This is a genomic window from Amycolatopsis sp. NPDC114484, assembly GCF_055633755.1.
On sequence record NZ_JBVKDQ010000010.1, the window covers coordinates 1 to 14,463 of the forward strand.

The following is a 14,463-nucleotide window of genomic DNA, read 5'->3' on the forward strand; positions in this document are numbered from 1 at the left end:
AATGCGGTCTTGGGGTGCTTGTCAAGGCATCTTTCCCGCCTTGACAAGCACCCCAAGACCGTCATCACAATCAGCTTCGGGGTGCCCCACGCAACCCCCAGGCGCAACGTCGCCGCCAGGCGACGAGCCGACCCCCCAGGGACCTCAAGCAACCTCAAGCAGCCTTAGCCACCTGCTTCTTAGCCTTCTTCAACGCCAAAACCGGACACTTCTTGCACCGATCCGCAGACCGGCAGCACTTCTTCTTGACCTTCCCGGCCTTCATCCACTTCCGCACCACAGCCCGAGGATCATCCGCGTGCTTCTTCCCCACCGCGCACTCCTCAAACCGGCGTCAAGAACACCCACAAGGTTAGGTGAGCCTAACCGATCATAGGGCGTGGCGCTCCTCACGCCAACCCAACAGGTATCCTGATTGAAGTCCGCGTGTGGCCAAAGCCGGTCAGCGAGAGCCGGTCTCAGTGCCCGGAGCCCGTGATCTCTTCTTCGCCGCGCGGCGCCACCCGCTTTCTTTCGAGTTCAGGAGTCTTCGCGTGCCCGCAGCCAGCGCCACCGCGGTCGAAACCGGCCGCGCGTCCGGCAAGACCCGGCCCGACCTGCGCAACGTCGCGATCGTCGCCCACGTCGACCACGGCAAGACGACCCTGGTCGACGCCATGCTCCGCCAGTCCGGCGCCTTCGCCGAACGCGCCGAGCTGGTCGACCGCGTGATGGACTCCGGCGAGCTCGAGCGGGAAAAGGGCATCACCATTCTCGCGAAGAACACCTCGATCCACCGCCAGACCGCCGACGGCTCGGTCACGATCAACGTGATCGACACCCCGGGCCACGCCGACTTCGGCGGCGAGGTCGAGCGCGGCCTCTCCATGGTCGACGGCGTCGTGCTGCTGGTCGACGCGAGCGAGGGCCCGCTGCCGCAGACCCGCTTCGTGCTGCGCAAGACGCTCGAGGCGAAGCTGCCGGTGATCCTGCTGGTCAACAAGGTCGACCGGCCGGACGCGCGGATCTCCGAGGTCGTCGAGGAGACCCACGACCTGCTGCTCGACCTGGCGGGCGACATCGAGGACGCCGACCTCGACGCGATCCTCGACCTGCCCGTCGTCTACGCCTCCGCGCGCGCCGGCAAGGCGTCGCTGGAGCAGCCCGAGGACGGCGGCCTTCCCGACAGCGAAAACCTCGACCCGCTGTTCGAGACCCTGCTCCAGCACGTCCCGGCCCCGGCCGCGGACCTGGACGCCCCGCTGCAGGCGCTGGTCACCAACCTCGACGCGTCGAACTTCCTCGGCCGCATCGCGCTGATCCGCATCCACGCCGGCAAGCTGCGCAAGGGCCAGACCGTGGCCTGGATGCGCGAGGACGGCACCGTGCAGAACGTCCGGATCTCGGAGCTGCTCGTCACAGAGGCGCTCACCCGCGTCCCGGCGTCCGAGGCCAGCGCCGGCGAACTGGTCGCGATCGCGGGCATCCCGGACATCACCATCGGCGACACCCTGGCCGACGCGGAGAACCCGGTCGCGCTGCCGCGGATCACCGTGGACGAGCCCGCCATCTCGATGACCATCGGCGTCAACACCTCGCCGCTGGCCGGGCGCAACGGCGGCGACAAGGTCACCGCGCGGCTGGTCAAGGCCCGCCTCGACCAGGAGCTGATCGGCAACGTCTCGATCCGCGTCCTGCCGACCGAGCGCCCGGACACCTGGGAGGTGCAGGGCCGAGGCGAGCTGGCGCTGGCCATCCTGGTCGAGCAGATGCGCCGCGAGGGCTTCGAGCTGACCGTCGGCAAGCCGCAGGTGGTGCTGCGCACGATCGACGGCAAGCTGCACGAGCCGTTCGAGCGGCTGTACATCGACTCGCCCGAGGAGCACCTCGGCGCGATCACGCAGCTGCTCGCGTCCCGCAAGGGCCGCATGGAGGACATGAGCGGCAACGGCACCGGCCGGATCAAGCTGGTCTACGTGCTGCCCTCGCGCGGCCTGATCGGCTTCCGCACCGACTTCCTCACCGAAACCCGCGGCACCGGCATCGCGAACCACGTGTTCGAGGGCTACTTCCCGTGGGCGGGCGAGATCCGCACCCGGCACAGCGGTTCCTTGGTCGCCGACCGGTCCGGCCCGATCACCGCGTACGCGATGATCCAGCTCGCCGACCGCGGCACGTTCTTCGTCGAGCCCGGCGCGGAGGTGTACGAGGGCATGGTCGTGGGCGAGAACCCGCGGTTCGAGGACCTCGACATCAACATCACCAAGGAGAAGAAGCTGACCAACATGCGGCAGTCGTCTGCCGACGTGATGGAGACGCTGGCCCGCCCGCGCAAGCTCAGCCTCGAAGAGGCGCTGGAGTTCTGCGCGAGCGACGAATGCGTCGAGGTCGCGCCGGAGGTCGTGCGGGTCCGCAAGGTCACGCTCGACATCAACACCCGCGCCAAGGAGCGCTCGCGGGCCAAGAGCCGCGACAACAACAGCTGAGCCTCGCGAAGGTGAAAAAGGGCGCCTCCCGTTCCGGGAGGCGCCCTTTCGCGTGAACCCCGGCAGCGGTTCGTGCGTCCACTCTTATGGCGGTATCCACTCCGATGTCACGGAGAGGCGGCCGATGTGGGAATCTCGATGCCGGACCCCGCCCTGGCATGGCAGCATGTCCGCTCGGACCACGGAGCGCGGCGGGAACTTTCAGGAGGACGAGCGTGCGATTCGGACGCCGGCTTGCGCCGGTGCTCGCGCTGGCGGGAGTATTGCTCGCCGCGTGCTCGAACACCCCGCCGCCCCCGGTGGTCACGTCGGCCCCGCCGTCGAGCACGACCAGCGCGGCGGCGCAGTCGCAGATCGTGGTCGGCGTGGACGACGTGGTCGGCGGCTACAACCCGCACAGCATCGCGGACTCGTCGACGATCACCACGGCGCTGTCGCAACTGCTGCTGCCGTCGGTGTTCCGGCAGTCCGACGACGGCACGCGCACGCTCGACAAGACGCTGATGGTCTCGGCCGAGATCGTCTCGCAGGTGCCCTTCACGGTGAAGTACGTGATCCGCCCGGACGCCTCGTGGTCCGACGGGGCCCCGATCGCCACCGAGGACTTCATCTACCTCGCCAACGCGATGAAGACGAACCCCGGCGTGATCGACCCGGCCGGCTACCGGCTGATCTCGGACATCGAATCCCGCGACGGCGGCAAGGGCGTCGAGGTCACCTTCAGCAAACCGTATCCGGCCTGGCAGACGCTGTTCGACAATCTGCTGCCGCAGCACCTGCTCAAGGACTCGCCCGGCGGCTGGACGAACGCACTCGCGACGAGCTTCCCCGCGGTGGCCGGACCGTTCGCGATCAAGACGATCGACACCGCCCGCGGCGAAGCGACCCTCCAGCGCAACGACCGGTACTGGGAGAAGCCGGCCGCGGTCGACACGCTGATCCTGCGCCGCTCCGACGCGTCCGGCATCGCGACCGCACTGCGCAGCGGCAACGACCAATTCTCCTTGACCCACACCGATTCCACCGGCCTGCAGCTGCTGAACGACCTGGGCTCGGCCGTCCAGTTGCACACGGTGCCCCGCCCGCTGACCGCGTCCGTACTGCTGCGCCCGGTCAGTGCGACGTTGTCCGAACCCCAGGTTCGCGCGGGCATTGCCTCGCTGCTGGACCGCGGAAAGCTGATCTCCGCCGGGGCGAAGGGCGGCCCGTCCGCGACGTTGAAGGCGGACGCACAGGTCCTGCCGCCGTCGGCGAAGGGTTACGCGGCAACCATTCCGGCTGGTCCGCCGTCGGCCCCGGACGCGACCAAGGCTGAGCAGTACTTCACCGCCGCTGGGTACAAGAAAGAAGCTGGCGTGTGGCGCAAGGGAAACAAGACGCTGTCGATCGTGCTCGCGTCGCCCGGCGAACAGGAACCGTACGCCTCGATCGCGAAGGAACTTTCCTCCGAACTCGTCGCGGGCGGCATCGAGGTCAACCGAATCAAACCGCAGTCGCGCGACCTGTACTCGTCGTTGCTGGCGATGCCGGTGGTGAACGGGAAACAGCAGGCGAGCCCGGACTCGAACAGCACCGTGGGCGTCGACATCGCGGTAGTAGGCCAACCGGTCGGCGGTGATCCGGCGACGGTCCTGGCGTCCAGCTACGGCTGCGCGCCCGAACCCACGCCCGCTGACAAAACAAAACCCGTGGTGCCAGCCAATTCCGCGGGCCTGTGCGACCAAGGCCTGCAAGCGACGATCGACTCGGCCCTCACCGGCTCGGCGACCGTCACCGACTCGCTCAAAACGCTGGAACCGCAACTGTGGTCCCAGAACGTCGTGATCCCGCTGTTCCAGGAAGCCGAAACTTTGGCTGTGGGCAAGGGAATCTCCGGCCTGACGCCCGGCCCGCCCACGCAAGGCCCGTTCGGCTCGGCAGTGAACTGGACTCGCGGCGCGACCTGATCCCGCCACCGTGGTAGACGTCCGTGAGGGGAACCCTGACGGAATCTGATTCCCTCAGGGTTCCCCTCACGGACCTTTTCGTTAAGGCGTCAGATCAGCTGCAGGCTTTCCGCGAAGTGGCATGCCACCGGGTGCGCGTGCCCGCGGTCCACCAAAGCGGGCTCCTCCGTCTTGCACTTCTCGCGACCGGCGTCGTCCAGCTGGTTCGCGAACTTCGGGCACCGGGTCCGGAACCGGCAGCCCGACGGCGGGTTGGCCGGGCTGGGCACGTCACCGGTGATCACGATCCGCTGCCGCGTCCGCTCCTTGCGCGGATCCGGCACCGGGATCGCCGAGATCAACGCCTGCGTGTACGGATGCGCCGGAGTCTCGAACAGCTCCTCCGACGGCGCGGTCTCCACGATCTTGCCGAGGTACATCACCGCGATCCGGTCCGCCACGTGCCGCACCACCGAAAGGTCGTGCGACACGAACAGGTACGACAGCCCGAACTCCGCCTGCAGGTCCTTCAGCAGGTTGAGCACACCGGCCTGGATCGACACGTCCAGCGCGGACACCGGCTCGTCCAGCACCAGCACCTTCGGCCGCAACGCGAGCGCACGGGCGATGCCGATGCGCTGCCGCTGACCGCCGGAGAACTCGTGCGGGAAGCGGTTGCCGTGCTCGGGCCGCAGGCCGACGACCTTCATCAGGTCGCGGACCTGCTGCTTGCCGCCGTTGTCGTACAGCCCGTGGATGCGCAGCGGTTCGGCGATGATCTCGTTCACCGGCAGCCGGGGGTCGACCGAGGCGTACGGGTCCTGGAACACGATCTGCATGCTGCGCCGCAGCCGCTGCAGTTCGCGCTTGCCCATTTTCGCGAGATCCTGGCCCTCGTAGGTCACCTTGCCGCTGGTGAGCGGCTGCAGCGCCAGGGCCACCCGCGCGGTGGTCGACTTGCCGCAGCCGGATTCGCCGACGAGCGCCAGCGTCTCGTTCGGGTAAATGTCGAACGACACGTCCGACACCGCCTGCACCGCGCCCGACACGCGGCGGATCAGGCCGCCGCCGCGGATCGGGAAGTGCTTGACCAGGTTCTGCGCCGAGAGGACGGGCGTCGTTCCCGCCGTGGCCTCGCTCATCGGTTCGTCTCCGTGTCGGTCGCGATCGCGTCGACGGCGACCGGGACGGCTGCCGTGTCGGCCGCGGTGGTGCTGAACAGCTCCGCCGGGTCCTTCCCGACGACCTGTTCGGTGAAGTGGCAGGCCGCGTGCTGGCCGTTGGGTCCGGCGATCAGCATCGGCTCCTCCTCGTCGCAGATCGGCTGCGACAGCGGGCAGCGCGGGCTGAACGGGCAGCCCGGCGGCATGTTCTGCGTGGCGGGCGGCGAACCGGTGATCGGCGTGAGCCGTTCGGTCTTCACGTCCAGCCGCGGCAGGCTGCCGAGCAGGCCCAGCGTGTAGGGCATCCGCGGGTGGTAGAAGATGTCGTCGACCGTGCCGGACTCGACGACCTTGCCCGCGTACATCACGTGCACCCGGTCCGCCTGGCCGGCGATCACGCCGAGGTCGTGCGTGATCAGCACCATCGCCGCGCCGGTTTCCTTCTGCGCGGCCTGCAGCGCCTCGAGGATCTGCGCCTGCACCGTCACGTCGAGCGCGGTGGTCGGCTCGTCCGCGATGATCACGTCCGGGTTGTTGGCCATCGCGATCGCGATCACGACGCGCTGGCGCATGCCGCCGGACAGCTGGTGCGGGTACTCGTCCGCGCGCTGCTTCGGGTTCGGGATGCGGACCAGGTCGAGCAGTTCGATCGCCTGCTTCTTCGCGACGTCCTTGCGCACGTTGTGGTGCGCGGTGATCGCCTCGGCGATCTGGTCGCCCACGGTGTACACCGGGTTCAGCGAGGTCATCGGGTCCTGGAAGACCATCGCGATGCCCTTGCCGCGGACCTTGTTCAGTTCCTTCTCTCTGCACTTCAGCAGGTCTTTCCCGCCGAACCGGATCGAGCCGGACACCTTCGCGGTCTTCGGCAGCAGGCCCATCACCGCGAGCGAGGTCACCGATTTTCCGGAGCCGGATTCGCCGACGATGCCGAGCACCTCGCCGCGGCGAAGCTGGTAGTTCACGCCGCGCACGGCGCTGACCACGCCCTCGCCGCTCGGGAACTGCACGGTCAGGTCCTCAACGACGAGGACGGGATCGCCGCCGCGTCCGTCGGAGACGTTCTGGGTCATGCGCGCACCTTCGTCTGCTGGGGGTCGAACGCGTCCCGCAGGCCGTCCCCGATGAAGTTGATCGTCAGCGCGATCAGGATGATGAAAATGCCCGGGAAGTAGAACAGCCACGGCCGCGTGTCGATCGCGGTCTGCGCGCTGCTCACCAGAAGGCCGAGCGAGGTGTCCGGCGGCTGCACGCCGAAGCCGAGGAACGACAGCGCCGTCTCGAGCAGGATGGCGATCGACACGAGGATCGTCAGGTTGACGATGATCGCGCCCAGCGCGTTCGGCACCAGATGCCGGAAGATGATCCGCGCGTCGCTCGCACCGAGCGCCTTCGACGCCTCCACGAACTCCTTCTCGCGCAAGGAAAGCACGACACCGCGGGCCACCCGGGACACGTACGCCCAGTAGAGGCCGCCGATGACGACCGCGATCAGCCACCACGAGCCGCCGGACTGGTGGCCGAGCACCGCGGCCACCGCGAGCAGCGGCAGCGTGAGCACGAGGTCGGCGATGCGCATCAGGATGGTGTCGAGCCAGCCTCGGTAGTACCCGGCGATCGCGCCCCATACGGTGCCCACGACGGTCGCGAAGATCGCGACGAGGATCGAGATCTGCAGCGAGATCTGCGTCCCGCGCATCACCTGCGCGAGGGTGTCGTGGCCGACCGCGTCGGTGCCGAACGGGTGGTCGCCCGAGGGCGGGGCCGAGTTCTGGTCGGTGATGGCGCCCGCGTCGTACTTCCAGATCGCCGCGCCGAGGTAGGCGAACAGAATGATCAGCACGAACACGACGAGGCTGATCATCGCGAGCCGGTGCTGCAGGAACCGCCGGAAGACCAGCTGCGCCTGGCTGCGCTCCTTGACCGTGAACTCGCGTTCCGGCCCGGCTTCCGGGGTGGTCGCGACCTGCAGGCGGGAATCCGAGCCGGTCGGCATGTCGGGAATCGATTCGTCAGGCATAGCGGATCCTCGGGTCGAGCAGGCCGTAGAGCAGGTCGGCGATCAGGTTGAGCAGGATGATGAACGTGGCCGCGATGAGGAGCCACGCCTCCACCGCGTACACGTCGCTTCGTTTGATCGCGTCCAGCAGGAAAGCGCCCGCGCCCTGCCATTGGAACACGGTCTCGGTCACCACGGCACCGCCGAGGATCGAGCCGATGTCGAGTGCGGTCACCGTGGTCAGCGGGATCAGCGCGTTGCGCAGCGCGTGCTTGCGCGTCACCGTCCAGCGCGGCAGGCCCTTGGCCCTCGCGAGACGGACGTAATCGCTGTTGAGCACCTCGAGCATCGACGCGCGCTGGTAGCGGCTCCAGGCCGCGTAACTGGTCAGCGCGAGCGAGATCGTCGGCAGGATCAGGTGGCCGAGCACGTCGCCGAACTGGGTCCAGAACCCGCCCGCGGCGACCACCGAAGAGGAACCGATGGTGTAGAAGACCTGGTCGCCGACCGTCGTGTTGATCGAGATGCCGATCTGCTTCAGCACCAGCGCGAACCAGAACGACGGCATCGACAGGAAGAGGAAGCCGAAGAAGGTCGCGGTGTAGTCGAACTTCGAGTACTGCCGCGACGCGCTGATCACGCCGATCAGCACGGCGAGGATCAGCGCCACCACCATGGCGAGCACGATCAGCCGCAGCGTCACGCCGAACCGGCCGAACACCTCGCTGCCGATGTTCATGGTCGACTGGACCGAGGGGCCGAAATCACCGTGCAGCACGCCGGTGATCCAGTGCCAGTATCGCTCGAGAATCGGCTGGTCGAGATGCAGCCGGATGCGTTCGAGCTCGATGGTGCGAGGGGGCGGCGGCGGGTTTCTCGCGATCAGCGGGGTCAACGGGTTGGCCGAAAGCGACACCATCACGAAGACGACGAACGTCGACACGATGAGGATCGGCACCGAGACGAAAAGCCGGCGCAGTGCGAAGGCAAGCATGGAGGTCTTCCTGCTCTGGACGGTGTTCTGCCGGCGCCCGCCGCTCGTGGTGGCAGGGCCTTGGCGACGAAACGGGGCAATCGTGGTGTTCGGGAACTAAAAGGGCAATCGTTCGCGGATACGGTGAGGGGCCGGCATCTCGGCCGGCCCCTCACCGGGTGTCCCGCGGGAATCTACCGGTCGTTGATCACTTCCGGATGCCCCACTCCGCCATGTTGTACACCGGCCCGTCGAGGGTCGAGTTGTTGCGGATGTTCGCGATCTTGTCCGACGAGGCGATGAAGGTCGGCTTCTGGTACAGCGGAAGCACGTACGCGTCGCTCGACATGACCTGGTCGGCCTGGTTGAGCAGGTCCGCCGCCTTGGTCTGGTCGGTCTCGGCGTTGGCCTGCGCCATCAGGCTGTCGACCTGCGGGCTGCTGTACTTGCCGTAGTTGTTGCCCTGCCCGGTGCCCCAGTTCTGGATGGCACCGCCGAACGGGAACGGCGAGGCGACCCAGGCGAACACGATGACGTCGTAGTCGCCGCTGGTGGTGGTCTGGCCGAGGTCGTCGGTGGACTGGACCTTCACCTTGACGCCCAGCTGGGCCGCGGTCTGCGCGAACAGCTCGCACTCGTTCTGGCGGATCTGGTTGCCGACGGTGTAGCGGATGCGCAGCTCGGGGATGGCCTTGCCGCTCGGGTCCGACAGCTGGTTGTTGTTCAGCTTGTAACCGGCGTCGGTCAGGATCTTCTTGGCCTTCTCGATGTCACCGGAACCCTGGCCGGTCGAGCTCACCGTGTCCTTGTAGCCGGTCTGCTGCGGCACGAAGTTGTGGTTGTTGAGCGGCTCGACCTTGTTGGTGAACTGGCCGACGGTCTTGGCGATCATGTCCTTGCGGTTGATCGCGGTGAACAGCGCCTGGCGCAGCGGCTTCTGGGACAGCGCCGGGTTCTTCAGGTTGAAGTCGAAGTGCTCCCAGGTCAGGCCGAGGCCGATGAACGAGGAGATGTTCGGCATGTTCTTGACCTGGTTGATCAGGTCGACCTGCGGCTGCGGGTAGATGACCTGCACCTCGTTGTTCTGCAGTGCGGTCGGCTCCTGCGTCGCGTCGGTGATGACACGGAAGATGACGCTGTTCAGCTTCGGCTTCGCGCCCCAGTACTTCTCGTTCGGGACCTCGGTGACCGACTGGTTGTTGACGAACTTCGAGATCTTCCACGGGCCGCCGGACCAGGTCGGGACGGTCGTGCCGAACCACTTGAAGGACGACGCGAGGCCGGCCGGGGTGTTGGTGTCGCCGTGCTGCTTGGCCAGGTGCGCCGGGTACATCGCGCCGCCGGAGCTCCAGAGCAGCTTCCAGTCGGTGAACGGCTTGTCGAACACGACCGTCACGGTCTTGCCGCCGTCGGAACCGGTGACCGACTTGACCTGGTCGTAGCCCGCGGTGCTGGCCGCGGCGCAGTCGGCGCAGTCCTTGCCGTTCTGGACCTTGTAGTTGTAGATGAAGTCGTCGGCGGAGAACGGCGTGCCGTCCGACCAGCTCGCCTTCGGGTTGAGCTTGTAGACCACCGTCTGCGGGCTGGTGCTCGTGACGTCGGCCGACTCGACGAAGTCCTTGTTCAGGACCGGCTTGAGGTCGGGCGTCGCGTAGAAGGTGTAGGGCAGCAGGCCCTTGGTGACCTCGCCGGTTTCGAAGACGTTGCCCTCGGCCGAGATGACGTTCCAGTTCGGGACGTTCTTCTCGATGGCGTAGGTGACGTCGCCGCCCTGGGTCAGCTGATCGGCCTGCGCCGTGTTGCAGCTGTTCGGGTTCTTGTCGCAGTCGGCGAATGCCTGCCCGGTCTGCACCGCGCTGTTGCCGCCTCCGCCACCACCGCATGCGGAGAGCAGAAGGGCCGCGCCCGCGACGAACGCGCCGAGTTTGGCGGCGCGCGACCTAGTCGTCACTAACATTCATTCTCCTTGCTCGACGCCGTCGCGGTTTTGCGAGGCGGCTCTTCCTGACGCGCAAGCACCGATCGGTATCGCGTTGCTCACCGTAGCCGTGAAACTTAGGCATTGGACAGACGGCAAACCTATCGATCCGGACACTCTCAGTGAGATCGTTGCGGAACAGATATCTCGCACCCCCTGGTTGCACCGTGGTTTCTGCGGTTGATCGACTACGGTTAGTAGTTGATCATAGAAATTCGGCACCAGTTCGGGTGGCAGTTCGGTCCAGTGGGCCGATCGGCCCGGCGGACAATAACCGCCCCGTTTCGTGTGCGGTACCCCAGCTAATGGAGTAGTCACACGGTCGCGACGAACCCGAAGTGACAAGAAATTGGTCCGATCTCGTGAAGCGAAACAATGCGCCCGCCGCCGGGCGCGGGCAGGACTGTCCGGCCGGAGGCGGGTACTCGGTGGGTGTTCCGAGCATCTTGCGTCCTTGCCCGCGCATTCCGAACCGCGGAACGTTCCGCGGAAGGGAACGCCCACGGTCCGGGACGCTGGTCCGACTTAGTGGGATGCCAATGCATTTTCCCGTGCACGCTGCTGTTGCCCGGTCCCGGAACGCCGCGCCGGGGGTCGGCGTCCCGGGACCGGGCGCGATGGTCATTAACCTGAGGGCGTGAAGCGGAAGCTGCTGCTGGTCCACGCGCACCCGGACGACGAAAGCATCGCCACCGGCGGGGTCATCGCGCGGTACGCGGCCGAAGGCGCCGAGGTGTGCGTCGTGACCTGCACGCTCGGCGAAGAGGGCGAAATCGTCCCGCCGCGGCTCGCGCGCCTCGTCGCGGCGGAGGCCGACCAGCTCGGCGGGTACCGGTCCGGGGAAATGGCCGCCGCGGCCGCCGCGCTCGGCCTCGCCCGGCACGAGTACCTCGGCGGCATCGGCCGGTGGCGCGATTCGGGCATGGCGGGCACGCCCGCCGCCGAGCATCCGCGGGCGTTCACCGGCGGTTCGGCCGTGGAGCAGGCCAGTCAGCTGCGCGAACTCATCGACGACTTCGCCCCGCAGGTGGTCGTCACCTATGACTCCTTCGGCGGCTACGGCCACCCCGACCACATCCGCGCGCACGAGATCACCATGGCCGCGGCGCCGGACGCCCCGTCGGTCGAGCGGGTTTTTCACGTGGTCCAGTCCGAGTCGGCGCTCACTGCCGGGCTCGCCGAACTGCGCGCCGACGGAACCTCACCGTTCCGGGTGGCCGCCGACGGCGAGCTTCCGTCCACTCCGGACGGCAAGATCACCACCGTGGTCGACATCTCCGCGCACCGGCAGGCGAAGCTGGCGGCACTGCGCGCGCACGAAACCCAGCTGACCGTGGTCGACGGCGCGGTCGCGCACTTCGCGCTCACCAACAGCATCGCGCAGCCGATCCCGTCCGCCGAGTACTTCGTGCTCGCCCACGGCGACGCGCACGGCGCCGAGACCGATCTGTTCGGCGGGTGGTGACGGTGTCTGCTCCGCTCACCCGCGACCAGCGGCTGATGCTGGTGCTGCTGGCGTTCGACGCGGTCGTGCTGGCGCTGCTCGAACTGTTCTTCCTCCCGCTGCGGCTCGGCCCGCTCGGCGAGGTGCCGATGCCGATCATGGCGGTGGTCGGAGCGGTCACCACGCCGTGGCTCGTGCTGACCGCGGCGAAGCTCGTCCGGCCCGGGCTGTCGTTCGTGCCGTTGCTGGTGTGGGTACTCGTCGTGTTCGGGGTCGGCCTGTTCGGCCCGGGCGGCGACGTCGTGCTCGTCCAGGACTGGCGCGCGCTGTTGCTGCTCGGTGCGAGCGCACTGCCCGCTGCCCTGGTCCTCGGCGGCGGGCTCGGCCGGGCCGCGGCGAAGGGAGGGGTCCGTGTCTGAGGCCATTTCGGACCGTCAGGTCGTGGCGATTCTGCGTCCGTTCGTCCGCGCCTGCGCGCCGATGATCGACGCGCTGCGCGAGGCCGACCCGTTCGGCTTGCAAGCGCGCGCCCGTCGCGGCGAGGACGAATTCGCCGACGCCGGGTTCAAGAAGAAAATGCTTCGCGCGCTGACGGCGGTGAAGGTGCCGGGCACCGCCGCGTGGGCCTCGATGGACATCGATCAGCGCGCGAGCTGGTGGGTCAACCGCGTCGGCAGGCTCACCTCGTTGCTGACGTCGATCCCCGGTCTCGGCGGCGCGCTCGCCGACCGGCTGCCGGTGCAGGACACCCTCGGCGCCGCTTCGCAGGGGCTGGTGCTGTGCGCGATCGCGGGGGAGTACGGCGTGACCGACGTCGGCAGCCGCGTCCAGCTCATCGCCGCGGTGCTGTTCGAACGCGACATCGACGCCGACCTCGCGGCGGGAGCCAGCCGCGACAAGTCCGCGGAGTCCGCAGAGGACAGTGAGACCGCGCGGCTCACCGAGGAACTCGACGAATCCCATCGCAAACACGGCAAGGTGACTGCGAAAGCCGTCGCCCGCACGCTCTGGCACCTCGGCAAGTCGCTGTGGGGGATCACCGGCGAGCTCGAGAAGCGCCCGCGCGGCCGATGGATCCACCGGGCACTCGGGATGCTGCCGGTGGTCGGCGCGGCGGGCGACTACCTCGGCGAGCGCTCCGGACTGAAAAAGGTCTGGAAGCGCGCGCACGCGTGGCTCATGGCCCACCGGCAGTGGGCCTGAGCGGTCACTGCCAGAAAAGGAACGCGGTCTGCCCGACGATCGCCGCGGTGGAGTTGCCGCCGAGCGGTTCGTAGATGGCCCCGGCGATCGTCCAGAGCAGATTCGACACCGGCTTGAAAAGGAAGAACAGCGCGAACAGCGCCAGCGGCGCCCACGGCCGCACCCGCGCGCCGAACGCACGGGCCTGCGGGGAGAGATACGGCTCCAGCGCGCCCCAGCCGTCCAGTCCCGGAACCGGCAGAATGTTGATCAGGAACGTCATCATCTGCAGCAGCGCGAGGTACGACATCGCGTAGAAGAGGCCCGCCGCCATCGGGATCAGCATCGTCGCCAGGCACAGCGCGGCTCCGACGGCGAGGTTGCTGAGCGGGCCGGCCAGCGAAGTCCACGAGGCCGTCGCGCGGTTGCGCAGCGCGCCGCGGTTGATCCACACCGCGCCGCCCGGCAGCGGGATACCGCCGATCAGCAAGAAGATCAGCGGCAGCACGAAGGACAGGACGGGGTCGGCGTAGCGCCGGACGTCCAGCGAGAGGTACCCCTTGTGAGCGATCTCGTGATCACCGCCGCGGAAGGCGACGAAGGCGTGCCCGAACTCGTGGAGCGTCAGCGACGTCATCCAGCCGCCCGCGACGAGCAGGACCACGCCCGCGATGAACATCGGGTCGCGGGCGCCGCGGAGAGTCGTGGAATCACCGTATGCAGCCAGGAAACCACCGGCGACGGCGACGGCGAGGATGCCGAGGAAGATCGGGCTCGGACGCACTGCTGATCTCTGCACCCCACCAGTCTTCCGTATGCCCGGTGTGAAGTCTTCGGCGTGTCCCCTTGCGCACCCGGGCACAGAGATCCCCCGAACTCGCTACTCGGCTTGACCTGGCCGACCTACACAGGTGTAATCACAGTGATGTCATTCGCTGTCGGAGGGGGCAGCGGGTGTCGTTTCACCACCGCCAGCCTGGGGAGTGCGTAGGAGCGAGGAGGCGGACGTGCGGTTGGAAGCGGACAACAGGGAATGGGGGCACGTCGTGGGTTGGGGAGAGAACCCGGAGCAGCAGCTCGGGGATCTGACCGACCTTTTCGACGTCCCCGAGGAGCAGGACTGGCAGGAGCGCGCCCTGTGCGCGCAGACCGACCCGGAGGCGTTCTTCCCCGAGAAGGGCGGCTCGACCCGCGAGGCCAAGCGGATTTGCCTTGGCTGCGAGGTCAAGGACGACTGTCTCGAGTATGCGCTGGCGCACGACGAGCGCTTCGGCATCTGGGGCGGACTGTCCGAACGGGAACGTCGCAAGCTGAAGAAACGGGCCGTCTAAACG

Annotated in this window: 13 protein-coding genes; 6 read left to right on the forward strand and 7 right to left on the reverse strand. The window is 67.8% G+C overall.

Going from position 1 to position 14,463, the window contains the following annotated elements; genetic code table 11:
* Positions 1-154: 154 nt before the first annotated feature.
* Positions 155-313 carry a hypothetical protein gene (locus tag ACZ7SW_RS23865; RefSeq protein WP_470232622.1) on the reverse strand — a complete coding sequence of 53 codons (159 nt, stop codon included), beginning with the start codon at positions 311-313 and terminating at the stop codon, positions 155-157.
* Between the two features lie 220 nt (positions 314-533).
* Between ACZ7SW_RS23865 and typA the strand changes: the two genes are divergently transcribed.
* Both typA and ACZ7SW_RS23875 read left to right on the forward strand, forming a co-directional pair.
* Positions 534-2,465, forward strand: a complete 1,932-nt coding sequence (gene typA, locus ACZ7SW_RS23870; RefSeq protein WP_470232623.1) for a translational GTPase TypA — start codon at positions 534-536, stop codon at positions 2,463-2,465.
* Between the two features lie 242 nt (positions 2,466-2,707).
* Positions 2,708-4,411, forward strand: a complete 1,704-nt coding sequence (locus tag ACZ7SW_RS23875; protein ID WP_470232850.1) for an ABC transporter family substrate-binding protein — start codon at positions 2,708-2,710, stop codon at positions 4,409-4,411.
* Between the two features lie 89 nt (positions 4,412-4,500).
* On the opposite strand, the gene ACZ7SW_RS23880 is transcribed toward ACZ7SW_RS23875, so the two are convergent.
* From ACZ7SW_RS23880 to ACZ7SW_RS23900, 5 genes are all read right to left on the reverse strand, one after another.
* A complete protein-coding gene (locus ACZ7SW_RS23880) occupies positions 4,501-5,532 on the reverse strand; it encodes an ABC transporter ATP-binding protein (RefSeq protein ID WP_470232624.1) in 1,032 nt (343 codons plus the stop codon).
* Positions 5,529-6,626, reverse strand: coding sequence for an ABC transporter ATP-binding protein (locus tag ACZ7SW_RS23885; protein ID WP_470232625.1), 1,098 nt, complete (start codon positions 6,624-6,626; stop codon positions 5,529-5,531). Before ACZ7SW_RS23885 ends, ACZ7SW_RS23880 begins: the two co-directional genes overlap by 4 nt.
* On the reverse strand, positions 6,623-7,549 hold the full coding sequence (locus tag ACZ7SW_RS23890; protein WP_470232851.1) for an ABC transporter permease: 927 nt from the start codon (positions 7,547-7,549) through the stop codon (positions 6,623-6,625). Before ACZ7SW_RS23890 ends, ACZ7SW_RS23885 begins: the two co-directional genes overlap by 4 nt.
* A 16-nt stretch (positions 7,550-7,565) precedes the next feature.
* Complete coding sequence (locus tag ACZ7SW_RS23895) at positions 7,566-8,546, reverse strand: ABC transporter permease (RefSeq protein ID WP_101437801.1); 981 nt, start codon at positions 8,544-8,546, stop codon at positions 7,566-7,568.
* 187 nt (positions 8,547-8,733) lie between these two features.
* The gene (locus ACZ7SW_RS23900) at positions 8,734-10,482 is read right to left on the reverse strand and encodes an ABC transporter family substrate-binding protein (protein ID WP_470232626.1); all 1,749 of its coding nucleotides are present in this window, start codon (positions 10,480-10,482) and stop codon (positions 8,734-8,736) included.
* A 658-nt stretch (positions 10,483-11,140) separates the two neighbouring features.
* On the opposite strand from ACZ7SW_RS23900, the gene mshB reads away from it, so the two are divergent.
* From mshB to ACZ7SW_RS23915, 3 genes are read left to right on the forward strand one after another with little or no spacing between them, the layout of a single operon-like run.
* Positions 11,141-11,968 (forward strand): N-acetyl-1-D-myo-inositol-2-amino-2-deoxy-alpha-D-glucopyranoside deacetylase, encoded by an 828-nt coding sequence (gene mshB / locus ACZ7SW_RS23905; protein ID WP_470232627.1) that lies wholly within the window; start codon positions 11,141-11,143, stop codon positions 11,966-11,968.
* Positions 11,965-12,366, forward strand: coding sequence for a hypothetical protein (locus ACZ7SW_RS23910; RefSeq protein WP_470232852.1), 402 nt, complete (start codon positions 11,965-11,967; stop codon positions 12,364-12,366). Before mshB ends, ACZ7SW_RS23910 begins: the two co-directional genes overlap by 4 nt.
* Entirely contained in the window at positions 12,359-13,150 is a 792-nt protein-coding gene (locus ACZ7SW_RS23915) for a hypothetical protein (RefSeq protein WP_470232628.1), read from the forward strand. The genes ACZ7SW_RS23910 and ACZ7SW_RS23915 overlap by 8 nt, the downstream gene beginning before the upstream one ends.
* Positions 13,151-13,154: 4 nt before the next feature.
* Here the strand turns inward: ACZ7SW_RS23915 and ACZ7SW_RS23920 are convergent, their stop codons facing one another.
* The gene (locus ACZ7SW_RS23920) at positions 13,155-13,913 is read right to left on the reverse strand and encodes a site-2 protease family protein (RefSeq protein WP_470232853.1); all 759 of its coding nucleotides are present in this window, start codon (positions 13,911-13,913) and stop codon (positions 13,155-13,157) included.
* Positions 13,914-14,136: 223 nt separating this feature from the next.
* Here ACZ7SW_RS23920 and ACZ7SW_RS23925 point away from each other — a divergent pair, with 223 nt between their 5' ends.
* Positions 14,137-14,460, forward strand: coding sequence for a WhiB family transcriptional regulator (locus ACZ7SW_RS23925; RefSeq protein WP_037355639.1), 324 nt, complete (start codon positions 14,137-14,139; stop codon positions 14,458-14,460).
* The last annotated feature ends 3 nt before the right edge of the window (positions 14,461-14,463 follow it).